General features: G+C 72.7%; 12 protein-coding genes and 1 pseudogene. 8 read left to right on the top strand and 5 right to left on the bottom strand.

All coding sequences use genetic code 11. The features are described from left to right. The 3 genes from KUM32_RS21180 to KUM32_RS21190 form a co-directional block, all read right to left on the bottom strand. Window positions 1-836 (bottom strand): ABC transporter permease (locus KUM32_RS21180; RefSeq protein ID WP_254405893.1); only part of this gene is annotated, 836 nt, incomplete at its 3' end. Then, window positions 829-1,869 (bottom strand): ABC transporter permease, encoded by a 1,041-nt coding sequence (locus KUM32_RS21185; protein WP_217143496.1) that lies wholly within the window; start codon window positions 1,867-1,869, stop codon window positions 829-831. The genes KUM32_RS21185 and KUM32_RS21180, both read right to left, overlap by 8 nt. After that, entirely contained in the window at window positions 1,866-3,383 is a 1,518-nt protein-coding gene (locus KUM32_RS21190; protein ID WP_217143497.1) for a sugar ABC transporter ATP-binding protein, read from the bottom strand. The genes KUM32_RS21185 and KUM32_RS21190 overlap by 4 nt, the downstream gene beginning before the upstream one ends. 282 nt (window positions 3,384-3,665) lie before the next feature. Between KUM32_RS21190 and rhaI the strand changes: the two genes are divergently transcribed. The 6 genes from rhaI to KUM32_RS21220 all read left to right on the top strand — a co-directional run bounded on the left by rhaI (window position 3,666) and on the right by KUM32_RS21220 (window position 11,388). Beyond that, complete coding sequence (gene rhaI / locus KUM32_RS21195) at window positions 3,666-4,826, top strand: L-rhamnose isomerase (protein ID WP_217143498.1); 1,161 nt, start codon at window positions 3,666-3,668, stop codon at window positions 4,824-4,826. 117 nt (window positions 4,827-4,943) lie between these two features. After that, complete coding sequence (locus KUM32_RS21200) at window positions 4,944-6,983, top strand: bifunctional aldolase/short-chain dehydrogenase (RefSeq protein WP_217143499.1); 2,040 nt, start codon at window positions 4,944-4,946, stop codon at window positions 6,981-6,983. After that, the gene (locus KUM32_RS21205) at window positions 6,980-8,446 is read left to right on the top strand and encodes a rhamnulokinase family protein (protein ID WP_217143500.1); all 1,467 of its coding nucleotides are present in this window, start codon (window positions 6,980-6,982) and stop codon (window positions 8,444-8,446) included. Before KUM32_RS21200 ends, KUM32_RS21205 begins: the two co-directional genes overlap by 4 nt. Before the next feature lie 70 nt (window positions 8,447-8,516). Beyond that, complete coding sequence (locus tag KUM32_RS21210) at window positions 8,517-9,272, top strand: (Fe-S)-binding protein (protein ID WP_217143501.1); 756 nt, start codon at window positions 8,517-8,519, stop codon at window positions 9,270-9,272. Then, complete coding sequence (locus tag KUM32_RS21215) at window positions 9,269-10,747, top strand: LutB/LldF family L-lactate oxidation iron-sulfur protein (RefSeq protein ID WP_217143502.1); 1,479 nt, start codon at window positions 9,269-9,271, stop codon at window positions 10,745-10,747. The genes KUM32_RS21210 and KUM32_RS21215 overlap by 4 nt, the downstream gene beginning before the upstream one ends. After that, window positions 10,744-11,388: a lactate utilization protein C gene (locus KUM32_RS21220; RefSeq protein ID WP_217143503.1), complete on the top strand. Its 645-nt coding sequence runs from the start codon at window positions 10,744-10,746 to the stop codon at window positions 11,386-11,388. Before KUM32_RS21215 ends, KUM32_RS21220 begins: the two co-directional genes overlap by 4 nt. Before the next feature lie 9 nt (window positions 11,389-11,397). On the opposite strand, the gene KUM32_RS21225 is transcribed toward KUM32_RS21220, so the two are convergent. Next, entirely contained in the window at window positions 11,398-11,535 is a 138-nt protein-coding gene (locus tag KUM32_RS21225) for a hypothetical protein (protein WP_217143504.1), read from the bottom strand. A gap of 413 nt (window positions 11,536-11,948) precedes the next feature. Between KUM32_RS21225 and KUM32_RS21230 the strand changes: the two genes are divergently transcribed. Both KUM32_RS21230 and KUM32_RS21235 read left to right on the top strand, forming a co-directional pair. Next, window positions 11,949-12,734, top strand: a complete 786-nt coding sequence (locus KUM32_RS21230; protein ID WP_217143566.1) for an ABC transporter ATP-binding protein — start codon at window positions 11,949-11,951, stop codon at window positions 12,732-12,734. A gap of 3 nt (window positions 12,735-12,737) precedes the next feature. After that, window positions 12,738-14,048: an FtsX-like permease family protein gene (locus KUM32_RS21235; RefSeq protein WP_217143505.1), complete on the top strand. Its 1,311-nt coding sequence runs from the start codon at window positions 12,738-12,740 to the stop codon at window positions 14,046-14,048. Window positions 14,049-14,135: 87 nt separating this feature from the next. Here KUM32_RS21235 and KUM32_RS21240 read toward each other — a convergent pair. Further along, window positions 14,136-14,981, bottom strand: a pseudogene (locus KUM32_RS21240) (pyridoxal-phosphate dependent enzyme); the annotation flags it as partial. Between the last annotated feature and the right edge of the window lie 19 nt (window positions 14,982-15,000).

The raw sequence follows: 15,000 nt of genomic DNA on the forward strand, positions 1-15,000 counted from the left end.
CCGGCGATCGCGCCGCCCAGCGTGCCCTTGCCGCCGTCGAAGTCGATGCCGCCGAGGAGCACGGCGGCGACGACGGAGAGCTCCAGGCCGGTGGCGTTGTCGTAGCGGGCGCTGGCGTAGTGCAGCGCCCAGAAGACGCCGGTGAGGGAGGACATCAGGCCGGTCAGCGTGAACAGGATCAGCTTCTGCCGCTTGACCCGGATGCCGGCGAACCGCGCGGCCTCCTCGCTGGCGCCGATGGCGAACAGCGACCGGCCGAAGGGCGTGGCGTGCAGGGCGACCACGGCGACGGCCAGCAGCACGAGGAACGGCAGGAAGGCGTACGGGACGAAGGTGTCGCCGATGCGGCCGGCCGCGAAGTCCAGGTACTGCGTGGGGAAGTCGGTCACCGCGTCGGAGCCGAGCACGATCTGCGCGATGCCCCGGTAGGCGGCCAGCGTACCGATGGTGACGGCGAGGGAGGGCAGCCCGAGCCGGGTGACCAGGAGCCCGTTGAGCAGCCCGCACGCCACGCCGAGCAGCAGGCAGATCGGGATGATCGTCTCGATGGCCATGCCCTGGTTCCACAGGGCGCCCATCACCGCGCCGGACAGTCCCGCGGTGGAGGCGACCGAGAGGTCGATCTCGCCGGAGACCACGAGCAGCGTCATCGGCAGCGCGATGAGCGCGATCGGCAGGGTGTTGCCGATCAGGAAGGACAGGTTGAGGGCGTTGCCGAACCCGTCGACGAAACCGAAGGAGAACAGCAGGACGACGACGAGGAGCGCGCCGACGGCCCCGTCCCACCGGAAGGAGGCGGACCAGCGGATGGCGCGCGTCGGGGAACTGTCAGCCATGGCGGGCGTTCCTCTTCTTCAGTGCGGTGGCCACGCGCAGCGCGACGATCCGGTCGACCGCGATGGCGAGGATGAGCAGGATGCCGTTGATGGCCAGCACCCACACGGAGCTGACGCCGAGGGCGGGCAGCATGCTGTTGATCGAGGTCAGCAGCAGCGCGCCGAGGGCCGCGCCGTAGACGCTGCCGGAGCCGCCGGTGAAGACCACGCCGCCGACCACCACCGCGCTGACCACGGTCAGCTCGTAGCCGTTGCCGGTGCCGGAGTCGACGTTGCCGAACCGGGCCAGGTAGAGGGCGCCCGCGAGGCCGGCGAGGGCACCGCAGAAGGTGTACGCGGTGAGGATGCGCTTGCGCACGGGGATGCCGGCCAGCCGGGCCGCCTCCGGGTTGGAGCCGAGCGCGTACAGCTCGCGGCCACTGCCGAAGTGCTTGAGGTAGTAGGCCGTGGTGACCAGCACCGCGAGGGCGATCAGGGCCAGGTACGGCACCGCGGACAGGCCGCCGGAGCCGAAGTCGACGAAGCCGCCGGGCAGGTCGGCCGCGGTGATCTGGCGGGAGCCGACCCAGATGGAGTCGATGCCGCGGATGATGTAGAGGGTGCCGAGGGTGACGACGAGGGCGGGCACCTGGCCGAGGCTGACGAGCAGACCGTTGAGGAGTCCGAAGCCGACACCCGTCAGCACGGCCAGGAGCACGGCCACGACGGAGTCGCCGCCGCCCTGGAGGTACGTGCCGGCGGCGAAGGCGCTGATGCCGAGGGTGGAGCCGACCGACAGGTCGACGTTGCGGGTGATGACGACCAGGGACTGGCCGGTGGCGACCAGGACCAGGATGGTGGCGTTCAGCAGCAGGTCCTTGATGCCCTGCTCGGACAGGAACTCGCTGTTGCCGGCCTGGGTGACGGCGATCATCACCAGGAAGACGAGCAGGATGGCCAGTTCGCGCATCCTGAAGATGCGGTCGACGAGCCGGGTGGCACCGGCCTCGGGCACGTCGGCGACGGGGGCCTGGTCGGGTGCGGTGACCGTCATGCGGCGGCCCTCCCCGTGGCTGCGGCCATCACGGTCTCCTCGGTGGCTTCGGTGCGGGGGATCTCCGCGGTCAGGCGGCCCTCGTGCATCACGAGCACGCGGTCGGCCATGCCGAGGACCTCGGGCAGGTCGGAGGAGATCATCAGGACGGCCACACCGTCGGCGGCCAGCTCGCTCAGCAGCCGGTGCACCTCGGCCTTGGTGCCGACGTCGATGCCGCGGGTCGGCTCGTCGACGATCAGCACCTTGGGGCCGGTGGCCAGCCACTTGGCGAGGACGACCTTTTGCTGGTTGCCGCCGGAGAGGGTGGCGACGGTGTCGGCGATGCGGGCGTACTTCACCTGGAGCCTGACCGCCCAGTCGAGCGAGCGGCTGCGCTCGGCGCCCCGGTCCATCAGTCCGGCCCTCACCGTCGTACGCAGGCCCGTGAGGCCGATGTTGCGCTCGATGGACATGTCCATCACCAGGCCCTGGGCCCGCCGGTCCTCCGGGACGAGGGCGAGTCCGGCGGCCATGGCGGTGGACGGGGCGCCGTTGACGAGTGCGCGGCCGTCCACCTCCACCTCGCCTGCGTCCCAGCGGTCGACGCCGAACACGGCCCGGGCGACCTCGGTGCGCCCGGCGCCGACCAGGCCGGCGAGGCCGACGATCTCGCCGCGCCGCACCTCGAAGGAGACGTCGGTGAAGACGCCCTCGCGGGTCAGCCGGCGCACGCTCAGCGCGACCTCGCCGGGCTGGACCTCCTGCTTGGGGTAGAGCTCGTCGAGGTCGCGGCCGACCATCCGGCGGACCAGGTCGTCCTCGGTCATGCCGTCCAGCGGCTCGCTGGCGATCCAGGCGCCGTCGCGGAGCGTGGTGACCCGGCGGCAGATCTGGAAGATCTCCTCCAGCCGGTGGGAGATGAAGAGCACCGCGGCGCCCTGGTCCCGCAGGGTGCGCACCACGCCGAAGAGACGCGCCACTTCGCTGCCGGTGAGGGCGGCGGTCGGCTCGTCCATGATCAGGACGCGGGCGTCGAAGGAGAGCGCCTTGGCGATCTCCACGATCTGCTGGTCCGCGATGGACAGGCCGCGCGCGGGGCGGTCGGGGTCCAGCTCGACCCCGAGGCGCTGCATCAGGCCGGCGGTGGCGGCGCGGGTGGCCTTGTGGTCGATGCGGCCGAGGGTCCGTCGGGGCTGACGGCCCATGAAGATGTTCTCGGCGATCGACAGGTCGGGGAAGAGGGTCGGCTCCTGGTAGATCACGGCGATACCGGCGTCGCGGGCGTCGCCCGGTCCGTGGAAGACGACCGGCGCACCGTCGAGCAGCACCTGGCCGGCGTCCGGCCGGTGCACTCCGGCGAGCGTCTTGATGAGGGTCGACTTGCCGGCACCGTTCTCCCCGGCGAGGGCGTGCACCTCGCCGGGGAACAGCTCCAGGGAGACGTCCCTCAGGGCTCGGACCGCGCCGAAGGACTTGGAGACGTCCCTCAGCGCCAGGACCGGGGCCTTACCCGCGTCGGACGGGTGGGTCATGGGGGCTCCTCGACGACGCCGGGCGGGGACGGCCCTCACGGCGTCGTGAAAGGTTTCAACTGGGTTGCCGGGACGGTAGCGCAGTAAGGGCATGCCACGTCAATGGGTTTGGGTCGAAAAACTTTCGATATCCAAAGGTCACAGGCGAGTTACGACGGGCCGGGGCGGTCGGAAGGGTTGACACCCTTTCGGGTGGCTCATAGCTTCGCGTTCTGAATCGTTTCACCCACCCTAGGTCGTGGCTCAAAGTTGATCACGACCCGATGCCACAGGAGCGCCGAAGTGACCGAGCTCGCCGCGGTGAAGGCCGCGCTCAAGACCCAGGCCGTCGAGACGCCGTCGTGGGCGTACGGCAACTCGGGCACCCGCTTCAAGGTGTTCGCCCAGGCCGGTGTGCCGCGCGACCCGTTCGAGAAACTGGACGACGCGGCGAAGGTGCACGAGTTCACCGGCGTGGCCCCGACCGTGGCCCTGCACATCCCGTGGGACAAGGTCGAGGACTATGCCGCGCTGGCCGGGCACGCCGAGAAGCGGGGCGTACGGATCGGCGCGATCAACTCCAACACGTTCCAGGACGACGACTACAAGCTGGGCAGCATCTGCCACCCGGACGCGGCGGTGCGCAGGAAGGCCGTGGACCACCTGCTGGAGTGCGTCGACATCATGGACGCAACCGGGTCGCGTGACCTGAAACTGTGGTTCGCCGACGGCACGAACTACCCCGGACAGGACGACATCCGGTCGCGGCAGGACCGACTGGCCGAGGGGCTGGCCGAGGTGTACGAGCGGCTCGGCGAGGGGCAGCGGATGCTGCTGGAGTACAAGCTGTTCGAGCCGGCGTTCTACACGACGGACGTACCGGACTGGGGCACGGCGTACGCGCACTGTCTGAAGCTGGGCGAGAAGGCGCAGGTCGTGGTCGACACGGGGCATCACGCGCCCGGCACGAACATCGAGTTCATCGTGGCGACGCTGCTGCGGGAGGGCAAGCTCGGCGGGTTCGACTTCAACTCCCGCTTCTACGCGGACGACGACCTGATGGTCGGCGCCGCCGACCCCTTCCAGCTGTTCCGGATCATGCACGAGGTGGTGCGCGGGGGCGGATTCACGTCGGACGTGGCGTTCATGCTCGACCAGTGCCACAACATCGAGGCGAAGATTCCGGCCATCATCCGGTCGGTGATGAACGTGCAGGAGGCCACCGCCAAGGCGCTGCTGGTCGACGGACCGGCGTTGGCCGAGGCGCAGGCCGCGGGGGACGTCCTGGAGGCGAACGCCGTGTTGATGGACGCGTACAACACGGACGTGCGTCCGCTTCTTCGTGAGGTGCGGGAGGAGTCGGGGCTGGACCCCGAGCCGATGAAGGCGTATCGCTCCTGCGGGTGGGCGGAGAAGGTCGTCGCCGAGCGCGTCGGTGGCGAGCAGGCCGGGTGGGGGGCGTAGGCGTCTGCCGGGTTCTGCTGTTCGCGGGCTGCGGGCCGGTTCGTGGCTGGTCGCGCAGTTCCTCGCGCCCCTTTCGGGGCGCTCCACCCCTCCCTCGTTCGAATAGGACTGGAAGTCATGTCAACCCATCCCGAAGCCTCTGCCCTCCTCGCCCGCTCCCACCGGCTCGGTGCCGACCCACGCAACACCAACTACGCCGGCGGCAACGCGTCCGCCAAGGGCACCGGGACCGACCCCGTCACCGGGGGTGATGTGGAACTGATGTGGGTCAAGGGGTCCGGCGGGGACCTCGGGACGCTCACCGAGGCGGGGCTGGCCGTGCTGCGGCTGGACCGGATGCGGGCGCTCAAGGACGTCTACCCGGGCGTCGAGCGCGAGGACGAGATGGTCGCCGCCTTCGACTACTGCCTGCACGGCAAGGGCGGCGCGGCGCCCTCGATCGACACGGCGATGCACGGGCTCGTCGAGGCCGCGCACGTCGACCACCTCCACCCCGACTCCGGGATCGCGCTGGCCTGCGCGGCGGACGGGGAGAAGCTCACCGCCGAGTGCTTCGGCGACACCGTGGTGTGGGTGCCGTGGCGGCGTCCCGGTTTCCAGCTCGGGCTGGACATCGCGGCGGTCAAGGAGGCCAACCCGCAGGCCGTGGGGTGCGTGCTCGGCGGACACGGCATCACGGCGTGGGGCGACACCTCCGAGGAGTGCGAGCGCAACTCGCTGCACATCATCCGCACCGCGGAGGCCTTCCTCGCCGAGCGCGGGAGGCCGGAACCGTTCGGCGCGGTGGTCGACGGCTACCAGGCGCTGCCCGAGACCGAGCGGCGGGAGCGGGCGGCCGCGCTGGCGCCGTACGTCCGTGGGCTCGCCTCCCAGGACCGGCCGCAGGTCGGGCACTTCACCGACGCGGACGTGGTGCTGGACTTCCTCGCCCGCGCCGAGCACCCGCGGCTCGCCGCACTCGGCACCTCCTGCCCCGACCACTTCCTGCGCACCAAGGTCCGGCCACTGGTCCTCGACCTTCCGCCGGCCGCGCCGCTGGACGAGACGGTGGCCCGGCTGAAGGAACTGCACGCCGCCTACCGCGAGGAGTACGCCGCCTACTACCAGCGGCACGCCGAGCCGGACTCCCCCGCCATGCGCGGCGCCGACCCGGCGATCGTGCTGGTGCCGGGCGTGGGCATGTTCAGCTTCGGCAAGGACAAGCAGACCGCCCGGGTGGCCGGCGAGTTCTACGTCAACGCGATCAACGTGATGCGCGGGGCGGAGGCAGTGTCGACGTACGCGCCGATCGAGGAGTCGGAGAAGTTCCGCATCGAGTACTGGGCGCTGGAGGAGGCCAAGCTGCGGCGGATGCCCGAGCCCAAGCCGCTGGCCACGCGGGTGGCCCTGGTGACCGGCGCGGGCAGCGGCATCGGCAGGGCCATCGCGCGGCGGCTGGTGGCCGAGGGCGCCTGCGTGGTCGTCGCGGACCTGAACGGTGAGAGCGCCGCCCAGGTGGCCGAGGAGCTGGGTGGCCCGGACAAGGCCGTCGCCGTGACCGTCGACGTCACCTCCGAGGAGCAGATCGCCGATGCCTTCAGGGCCGCGTCCCTCGCCTTCGGCGGGGTCGACCTGGTGGTCAACAACGCGGGCATCTCCATCTCCAAGCCGCTGCTGGAGACCTCCGCCAGGGACTGGGACCTCCAGCACGACATCATGGCCCGCGGCTCCTTCCTCGTCTCGCGCGAGGCGGCCCGGGTGATGACCGCGCAGGAGCTGGGCGGCGACATCGTCTACATCGCCTCGAAGAACGCCGTCTTCGCCGGCCCGAACAACATCGCCTACTCCGCCACCAAGGCCGACCAGGCCCATCAGGTACGGCTGCTCGCCGCCGAGCTCGGCGAGCACGGCATCCGCGTCAACGGGGTCAACCCGGACGGCGTGGTGCGTGGTTCGGGGATCTTCGCGGGCGGCTGGGGCGCGCAGCGGGCGGCCGTGTACGGGGTGCCGGAGGAGAAGCTGGGCGAGTTCTACGCGCAGCGGACGCTGCTGAAGCGGGAGGTCCTCCCGGAGCACGTCGCGAACGCCGTGTTCGCGCTGACCGGCGGCGAGCTCACCCACACCACCGGCCTGCACGTCCCGGTGGACGCGGGCGTCGCCGCCGCCTTCCTGCGATGAGCGGCGCCGTGGCGGTGGACGGCACCGTGAAGTCGTACGCCGCGGTCGACCTCGGCGCGTCCAGCGGGCGCGTCATGGTCGGCCGCGCGGGCCCCGACAGCCTGGAGCTGACCGAGGCCCACCGCTTCCCCAACCGGCCCGTCCGCACCCCCGAGGGGCTGCGCTGGGACATCCTCGCGCTGTACGCCGGTGTCCTCGACGGGCTGCGGGCGGCCGGCCCGGTCGACTCGGTCGGCATCGACAGCTGGGCCGTCGACCACGGCCTGCTGGACGCCGACGGGGCGCTGCTCGGCAACCCCGTGCACTACCGCGACGCGCGCACCGAGGGCGTCGCGGAGAAGGTGTGGGCCACGCTGCCCGCGGCGGAGCTGTACGCGGCGACCGGGCTGCAGTACGCGCCCTTCAACACCCTGTACCAGCTGGTCGCGGCCCGTGACACCGCCCAGTTCGCGCAGGCGCGGCGGTTGTTGATGATCCCGGACCTGCTGACCCACTGGCTGACGGGCGTGCAGGGCACGGAGTTGACCAACGCCTCCACGACCCAGCTGATCGACCCCCGCACCCGCGACTGGTCGCACGAGGTCGCCGACCGGCTCGGCATCGACCTCGGTCTGTTCGCGCCGCTGCGCCTGCCCGGCGACCCGGCGGGGGTGCTGCGGCCCGAGGTGCTGGAGGAGACGGGGCTGGAGGGCCCCGTGCCGGTGACGACGGTGGGTTCGCACGACACCGCTTCCGCGGTGGCCGCCGTACCGGCCGCGGGCGAGCGGTTCGCGTACATCTGCACCGGCACCTGGTCGCTGGCCGGGCTGGAGCTGACCGCCCCGGTGCTGACGGAGGAGAGCCGCGCCGCCAACTTCACCAACGAACTGGGGCTGGACGGCACCGTACGGTACCTGCGCAACATCATGGGGCTGTGGCTGCTCCAGGAGTGCGTGCGGGCCTGGGGCGACCCGGACCTGGGCGAGCTGCTGCCGGCGGCGGCCCGGGTGCCGGCGCTGCGCTCGGTCGTGGACGCGGGCGACGCGGTGTTCCTGGCGCCGGGCCGGATGCCGGAGCGGATCGCCGAGGCGTGCCGCGCCTCGGGGCAGCCGGTGCCGGAGACCCGCGCCGAGGTGACCCGCTGCATCCTCGACTCGCTGGCGCTGGCCCACCGCAGGGCCGTCGAGGACGCCCAGCGGCTCGCCGGGCACCCGGTCGACGTCGTGCACGTCGTCGGCGGCGGCACCCGCAACGCGCTGCTGTGCCAGCTCACGGCCGACGCCTGCGGGCTGCCGGTGGTGGCGGGACCGACGGAGGCCGCCGCGCTCGGCAACGTCCTCGTGCAGGCCCGGGCCCACGGGACGGTCGGGGACCTGGCCGACATGCGCCGACTGCTCACCCGTACGCAGCCGTTGACGCGGTACGAGCCGCACGGCGACACGGCGCGCTGGCGGGCGGCCGAGGCCCGGCTCGCCGACCGGTGAACGGGGCCCCCGTTCCGCCTTCCCGCCGACTACCCTGCGTCCATCCGATGACCGACCCCGAGGAGCCGCGATGCGTGTCGCCCTGTTCCTGACCTGCGTCAACGACACGCTCTATCCGGACACCGGCCGTGCCGTGGTGAGGCTGCTCAGCAGACTCGGGGTCGAGGTCGACTTCCCGACGGCCCAGACCTGCTGCGGGCAGGCGCACTACAACACCGGGTACCGGCACGAGGCGGAGCCGCTGGCCCGGCGTTTCTCCGCGGTCTTCAAGGACTACGACGCGATCGTGACGCCGTCGGGATCGTGCGGCGCGATGGTGCGGGAGCTGTATCCCCGCATGGGCGAGCGGGCCCGCGCCGAGGGCCGCGGGGACGCCCTCGCCGCCACCCTGGCGCCGGTGGTGCCGAAGACGTACGAGCTGACGGAGTTCCTGGTGGACGTGCTGGGGGTGACGGACGTGGGGGCGTACTACCCGCACACGGTGACGTACCACCCGACCTGTCACGGGCTGCGTGGCCTGGGCCTGGGCGACAGGCCCCGGCGGCTGCTGGAGGCGGTGAAGGGGCTGGAGCTCGTCGAGTTGCCGGGAGCGCAGGAGTGCTGCGGCTTCGGCGGCACTTTCGCCGTGAAGAACCCCGACGTCTCGGCGGCGATGGGCGCGGACAAGGTGCGCAACGCCGAGTCGACCGGCGCGGACGTGCTGTGCGCGGCCGACAACTCCTGCCTGATGCACATCGGCGGGACCATGGCACGGCTGCGGACGGGCATGCGGCCGGTGCACATCGCGGAGATCCTGGCGAGCACGGAACGGGAGGTGGCCGTATGAGCGGGACGTACCTGGGGATGCCGGCCTTCCCCGAGGCGGCGCGCACGGCCGTGCGCGACACGACGCTGCGGGCCAACCTGCGCCACGCCACGCACACCATCCGGGACAAGCGGGCCCGCGCGGTCGCGGAGCTGGCGGACTGGGCGGCGCTGCGCGAGGCCGGGAAGCAGATCAAGGACCACACGCTGCGCCACCTCGACCGCTATCTGGTGCAGGTGGAGGAGGCGGTCACGGCGGCGGGCGGCACCGTCCACTGGGCCGCCGACGCCGACGAGGCCAACCGGATCGTGACGCGGCTGGTGAAGGAGACCGGCGAGAGCGAGGTCGTCAAGGTCAAGTCGATGGCCACCCAGGAGATCGGCCTCAACGAGGCGCTGGAGGCCGAGGGCATCCACGCCTACGAGACCGATCTCGCCGAGCTGATCGTGCAGTTGGGCAAGGACCGGCCCTCGCACATCCTGGTGCCGGCGATCCACCGCAACCGGGGTGAGATCCGGGACATCTTCACCCAGGAGATGGGCGAGTGGGGCCGCCCGGCGCCCGACGGCCTGACGGACACGCCCGCCGAACTGGCGGAGGCGGCACGGCTGCACCTGCGGGAGAAGTTCCTGCGGGCCAGAGTCGGCATCTCCGGCGCCAACTTCATGGTCGCCGAGACCGGCACGCTGGTGGTCGTGGAGTCCGAGGGCAACGGCCGGATGTGCCTGACCCTGCCCGAGACGCTGATCTCGGTCGTCGGCATCGAGAAGATCGTGCCGACCTGGCGGGACCTGGAGGTCTTCCTGCAGACCCTCCCCCGCTCCTCGACGGCCGAGCGGATGAACCCGTACACGTCCATGTGGACCGGCACCACCGACGGGGACGGCCCGCGCGCCTTCCACCTGGTCCTGCTCGACAACGGCCGCACCGACACCCTCGCCGACGAGGTCGGCCGCCAGGCCCTGCGCTGCATCCGCTGCTCGGCCTGTCTGAACGTCTGCCCGGTGTACGAGCGGGCGGGCGGCCACGCCTACGGCTCGGTGTACCCGGGCCCGATCGGCGCCATCCTCAGCCCCCAGCTGCGGGGCACGGGCAGCGAGGTCGACGCCTCCCTGCCGTACGCCTCCTCGCTGTGCGGTGCCTGCTACGAGGTGTGCCCGGTCGCCATCGACATCCCCGAGGTGCTGGTGCACCTGCGGGAGCGGGTGGTCCAGGGCGGGCCGGCCGTCCGGCAGGGCAACAAGGTGCTCCTGAAGCCGGCCAGGGGGCACGCCGTCGAACGGGCGGCGATGCGGGCGGCGCAGTGGGCGTTCACGCACCCGGGCGCGCTCCGCACCGGCCAGCGGATGGCGTCGCGCACCCGGCGCTTCCATCCTCGCACGCTCCCCGGGCCGGGCCGGGCGTGGAGCGGCAGCCGGGACCTGCCCGAGGTGCCGGCGGAACCGTTCCGGGACTGGTGGCAGCGCACGCACGGCGGAAAGGACGGGGCGAAGTGAGCAGCAGGGAACGCATCCTGGGCCGCGTGCGGCGGGCCCTCGCGGACGTGCCGCACGACGACGAGCCGTACGAGCGGGCGGTCGCACGGGACTACCTTCGCGAGCACGGGCGGCGGACCGCCGAGGAGACGGTGGAGCTGCTCGCCGAGAACCTGGCGGACTACCGGGCGATCGTGCACCGGTGCACCGACGAGCAGGTGCCCGGGCTGCTGGCGCGGCTCCTGGCCGCACGCGGCTCGACCAGCGTGGTGGTGCCGGCCGAGGTGCCGCCGGGCTGGCTCGACGCGGTCGACGCGACGCGCGTCCCCGACCGGGCGGTGGACACCCCCCGCGACCTCGACCGGGTCGACAGCGTGGTCACGGGCTGCGCCGTCGCCGTCGCCGAGACCGGGACGATCGTCCTGGACGGCTCCCCCGACCAGGGGCGCCGCCGCATCACCCTCGTCCCCGACCACCACATCTGCGTCGTCCGGGTGCCCGACCAGGTCGTCTCCTCCGTCTCCCAGGCCCTGGCCCGCCTGGACCCGGCCCGCCCGTCGACCTGGATCTCCGGCCCGTCGGCGACCAGCGACATCGAGCTGGACCGGGTGGAGGGGGTGCACGGTCCGCGGACCCTGGAGGTGGTGCTGGTGGCCGGGTGAGCGCGGAGGTCAGCCGGCTTCCTCCGGGACCACCGCGCCGAGGGTGCCCTCCACGATCCGCTGCCGGGGCGGGCCGAGGCCGAAGACCCGGCCGAGGACGCCCGGTGACGCGCGGTGCACGGCTTCCAGGCCGTCGGGGTCCTCCACGCCGTGGCAGACCGCGCACGACCGGTCGCCGTCCGGTCCGCGCGCAGGGCGAACCCGTCGTGGACCCGGTCGTGGAGGCCGTCCGGCACGCCGTTGACCCGGTGGCCGGTCAGCTCGCCGACGCCGCGGACCGTGCGGCGCACCCGGAAGGCGTTCCGGGCGATGCGCGTCACCGGGCCCCCGGGGGCGGTTCACGGGACGTCAGCACGCTGTGACCGCTGACGTCGACGCACTGCGGTCCGGCGAGCCGGGATGTCCCCTCGGTCATGGCGATCGGCGTGACGCAGGCCGGCGGGGGTGTCACTGAGTACACCCTCCGTTACGGGTTCTGCGCCCAGTGTGTCCCGGCCGCCCGCTCCGTAGCGTCGTCGGCGAGGCACAGCACAGGGCGTGCCGTACGGAAGGTGATGACGATGTTTCGCACCGGCACACGCGCCGGCCACGACCCGGACCCCGCCCCCGAGGCGCTCCGCCTCGTCAAGGTGACCAGGTCCTACGGCACCGCCGAGAACGCCGTGGCCGCGCTGGACGGGGTGACGCTGAGCCTGGGCCGCGGCACCTTCACCGCGGTGATGGGGCCGTCGGGTTCGGGCAAGTCCACGCTGCTGCAGTGCGCGGCGGGTCTCGACCGGCCGGACAGCGGCATCGTGTGCGTGGACGGCACGGAGCTGACGGGGGGCACCGAGGCGGAGCTGACGAGATTCCGGCGCGGCCGGGTCGGTTTCGTGTTCCAGCAGTACAACCTGCTGGAGACGCTGACGGTCGCGCAGAACACGGTGCTGCCGCTCAGGCTCGCCGGGCGGCGCGTCGACCGGAGGCGGACGCGGGAGATCCTGACCGCGGTCGGGCTCGGGGACCGGCTCGGCCACCGCCCCGACCAGCTCTCCGGCGGTCAGCGGCAACGGGTGGCGATCGCCCGCGCCCTGGTCACCGAGCCCCGGGTGATCTTCGCGGACGAGCCGACGGGCGCGCTGGACACACGCAGCGCGCGGCAGGTGCTGCTGCTGTTGCAGGAGGCGGTGCGGGTGCACGGCCGGACCGTGGTGATGGTGACGCACGACCCGGTCGCCGCCTCGTACGCCGACTCGGTCCTCTTCCTCGCCGACGGACGGCTGGCGGGGCGGATGGACGCCCCGACGCCGGACGCGGTCGCGGAGCGGCTCGCGCACCTGGGTGACGACGTGACGGCGGGGGTGTGAGCGGTGTTCGTCCTGGCCCTGCGGTCGGTCCGGCGACGCCCCGGACGGTTCCTCGCGACCCTGCTGTCCGCCTTCCTGGGCGCGACGGTCATCATGACGTTCAACTCCCTCCACGACACGGCCGGGCAGGGCGGCATCGACCCGGTGAGCTCGGAGACGCTCGGTACGGCGGCCGGGGTCGTCGGCGGCTACGGGACCCTGCTGGTGTTCTTCGCGGTCGCCTCGACGCTGACGGTCAACGTGCGACAGCGCACCCGTGAGCTGGAGCTGCTGCGCTGCTCGGGGGCGACCCCGGCGCAGATCAGGCGCATGGTCGTGGGCGAGGCGGTGGCCGTGGCCCTGGTCGGAGCGGTGCCGGCGATCGGCCCGGCGGTGCTCGGCGGACGGGCGCTGCTGGGGATGTTCCAGGACAGCGGCCAGGTGGCGCGGTCCGTCGAGTACTCCTTCGGCCCGGTCGCGCTGACGAGCGGCGTGGCCGTCACGCTGCTCGCGTCCGCGGGCGCCGCGTTCCTGGCGGTGCGGCGGGTGACGCGGGGCAGCCGGGAACGGGAGGGAGCCAGGCGGTTCCTGGCGTACGCGGCCCTCGCCACCGGTGCCGCGGGGGCCTGCTGCACCTTCCTGTTCTCCGCGACGGACGAGGCGCTGATGGCGGCGCCGGCCTACGGGGCGATCCTGCTGTCGGTCGGTTTCGCACTGCTGTCGCCGCGGCTGCTGAAGGGCGTGCTCGACCGGCTGCCGCTGAGCGGCGCCAGCGGCTGGCTGGCCGTGCGCAATCTGCGTGAGCGTGCCGCCCATCTCGCCGGGATCCTGGTGTCGCTGATCCTGTTCACGGCGGTGTCGACGGCGACGGTCACGATGCAGGCGGTGGAGAGCGACGCCGTGAAGGCCTCCGGTCTGGTCAAGTCGGTCGACGCCAAGAACCTGGAGACGCTCAACCTCACGGTCGTCGGCATCATCGCGGTGTTCGTCTGCGTGATGCTGGTCAACTCGCTGTACGCGGCGACGACGTACCGCTCCCGTGAGTTCGGTCAGCAGCGGCTGGCGGGGGCGACGCCCGGGCAGGTGCTGGGCGTGGTCGGCACCGAGGGCGTGATCCTCACGGTCACGGGGGTGTTCTTCGGGACGGTGGCCGCGCTGGCCGGCGTGGTGCCGTTCACCGTCGTGCGGACCGACGCGGTGCTGCCGGAGCAGTTCCCCGGCGTCTGGCTCGCGATGGTGTCGGTGTCGGCGGCGGTGACGCTGGGGACGAGCCTGGCGACGGCCCGGCGGGTGCTGCGTACACCGGCGGTCGGGGCGGTGGCCCTGGCCGCGTGAGCCGGCTGCCGGTGCGGGAGGGGGTGACCGTCGTGACGGTCACCCCCTCCCGCGTTCGACGGCGTACGCGGCCTGCGTGCGCCCGGGTCAGCGGGGTGGGCCGCAGAGGCCGGCGAAGCGGGCGGCGTCCACGTTGCCGCCGGAGAGGATCACGCCGACCCGGCGGGGCAGCGGCCCGGCGCGGCAGGTGAGGAGGGCGGCCAGCGCGCTGGCCCCGCTCGGTTCGAGGACGATCTTCAGCCGTTCGAACGCGAACCGCATCGCGTCCCGGATCTCGTCGTCGGAGACCAGGACGACGGCGTCGAGCAGCCGCCGGTTGAGGGAGAAGGTCAGCTCGCCCGGGGTGGGCAGGGCCTGGCCGTCGGCGATGGTGTGCGGCACCGGGACGGTGACGCGCCGGCCGGCCTCCAGGGAGCGCCGGGTGTCGTCGCCGCTCTCCGGTTCGACGCCGATCACCGCGGTGCCGGCGTGCAGGCCCTTGGCGGCGGTGGCGCTGTCGGCGATCAGTCCGCCGCCGCCCACCGGTGCGAGGAGCGCGCCCAGTTCGCCCGTCTCCTCGATGAGTTCGAGGGCGGCGGTGCCCTGTCCGGCGATGACGTGCGGATGCTCGTAGGGCGGGATGACGCTCAGCCCCCGTTCGGCGGCCAGGGCCTCGGCGAGGGCGGCGCGGTCGCCGGTGTAGCGGTCGTAGGTGACGATCTCGGCACCGTAGGCGGCGGTGGCCTCCCGCTTGGAGGGGGGCGCGTCCTCGGGCATGACGATCACCGCGGTGGTCCCGAGTTCCCGGGCCGCGAGGGCGACGGCCTGGGCGTGGTTGCCGGAGGAGTAGGCCGCGATGCCCCGGGCGCGTTGCTCCGGCGTGAGGCGGGAGGCCGCGTTGTAGGCGCCGCGGAACTTGAAGGCGCCCACCCGCTGGAAGTTCTCGCACTTCAGGAAGGCTCCGCGAGGGCCA

Source organism: Streptomyces sp. AC627_RSS907 (genome assembly GCF_019049165.1).

Coding starts and splice junctions, on each gene's coding strand:
- KUM32_RS21230 (WP_217143566.1), top strand. CDS start 11,949: ATGTTTCGCACCGGCACACGCGCCGGCCACGACCCGGACCCCGCCCCC.
- KUM32_RS21200 (WP_217143499.1), top strand. CDS start 4,944: ATGTCAACCCATCCCGAAGCCTCTGCCCTCCTCGCCCGCTCCCACCGG.
- KUM32_RS21205 (WP_217143500.1), top strand. CDS start 6,980: ATGAGCGGCGCCGTGGCGGTGGACGGCACCGTGAAGTCGTACGCCGCG.
- KUM32_RS21210 (WP_217143501.1), top strand. CDS start 8,517: ATGCGTGTCGCCCTGTTCCTGACCTGCGTCAACGACACGCTCTATCCG.
- KUM32_RS21215 (WP_217143502.1), top strand. CDS start 9,269: ATGAGCGGGACGTACCTGGGGATGCCGGCCTTCCCCGAGGCGGCGCGC.
- KUM32_RS21190 (WP_217143497.1), bottom strand. CDS start 3,383: ATGACCCACCCGTCCGACGCGGGTAAGGCCCCGGTCCTGGCGCTGAGG.
- KUM32_RS21185 (WP_217143496.1), bottom strand. CDS start 1,869: ATGACGGTCACCGCACCCGACCAGGCCCCCGTCGCCGACGTGCCCGAG.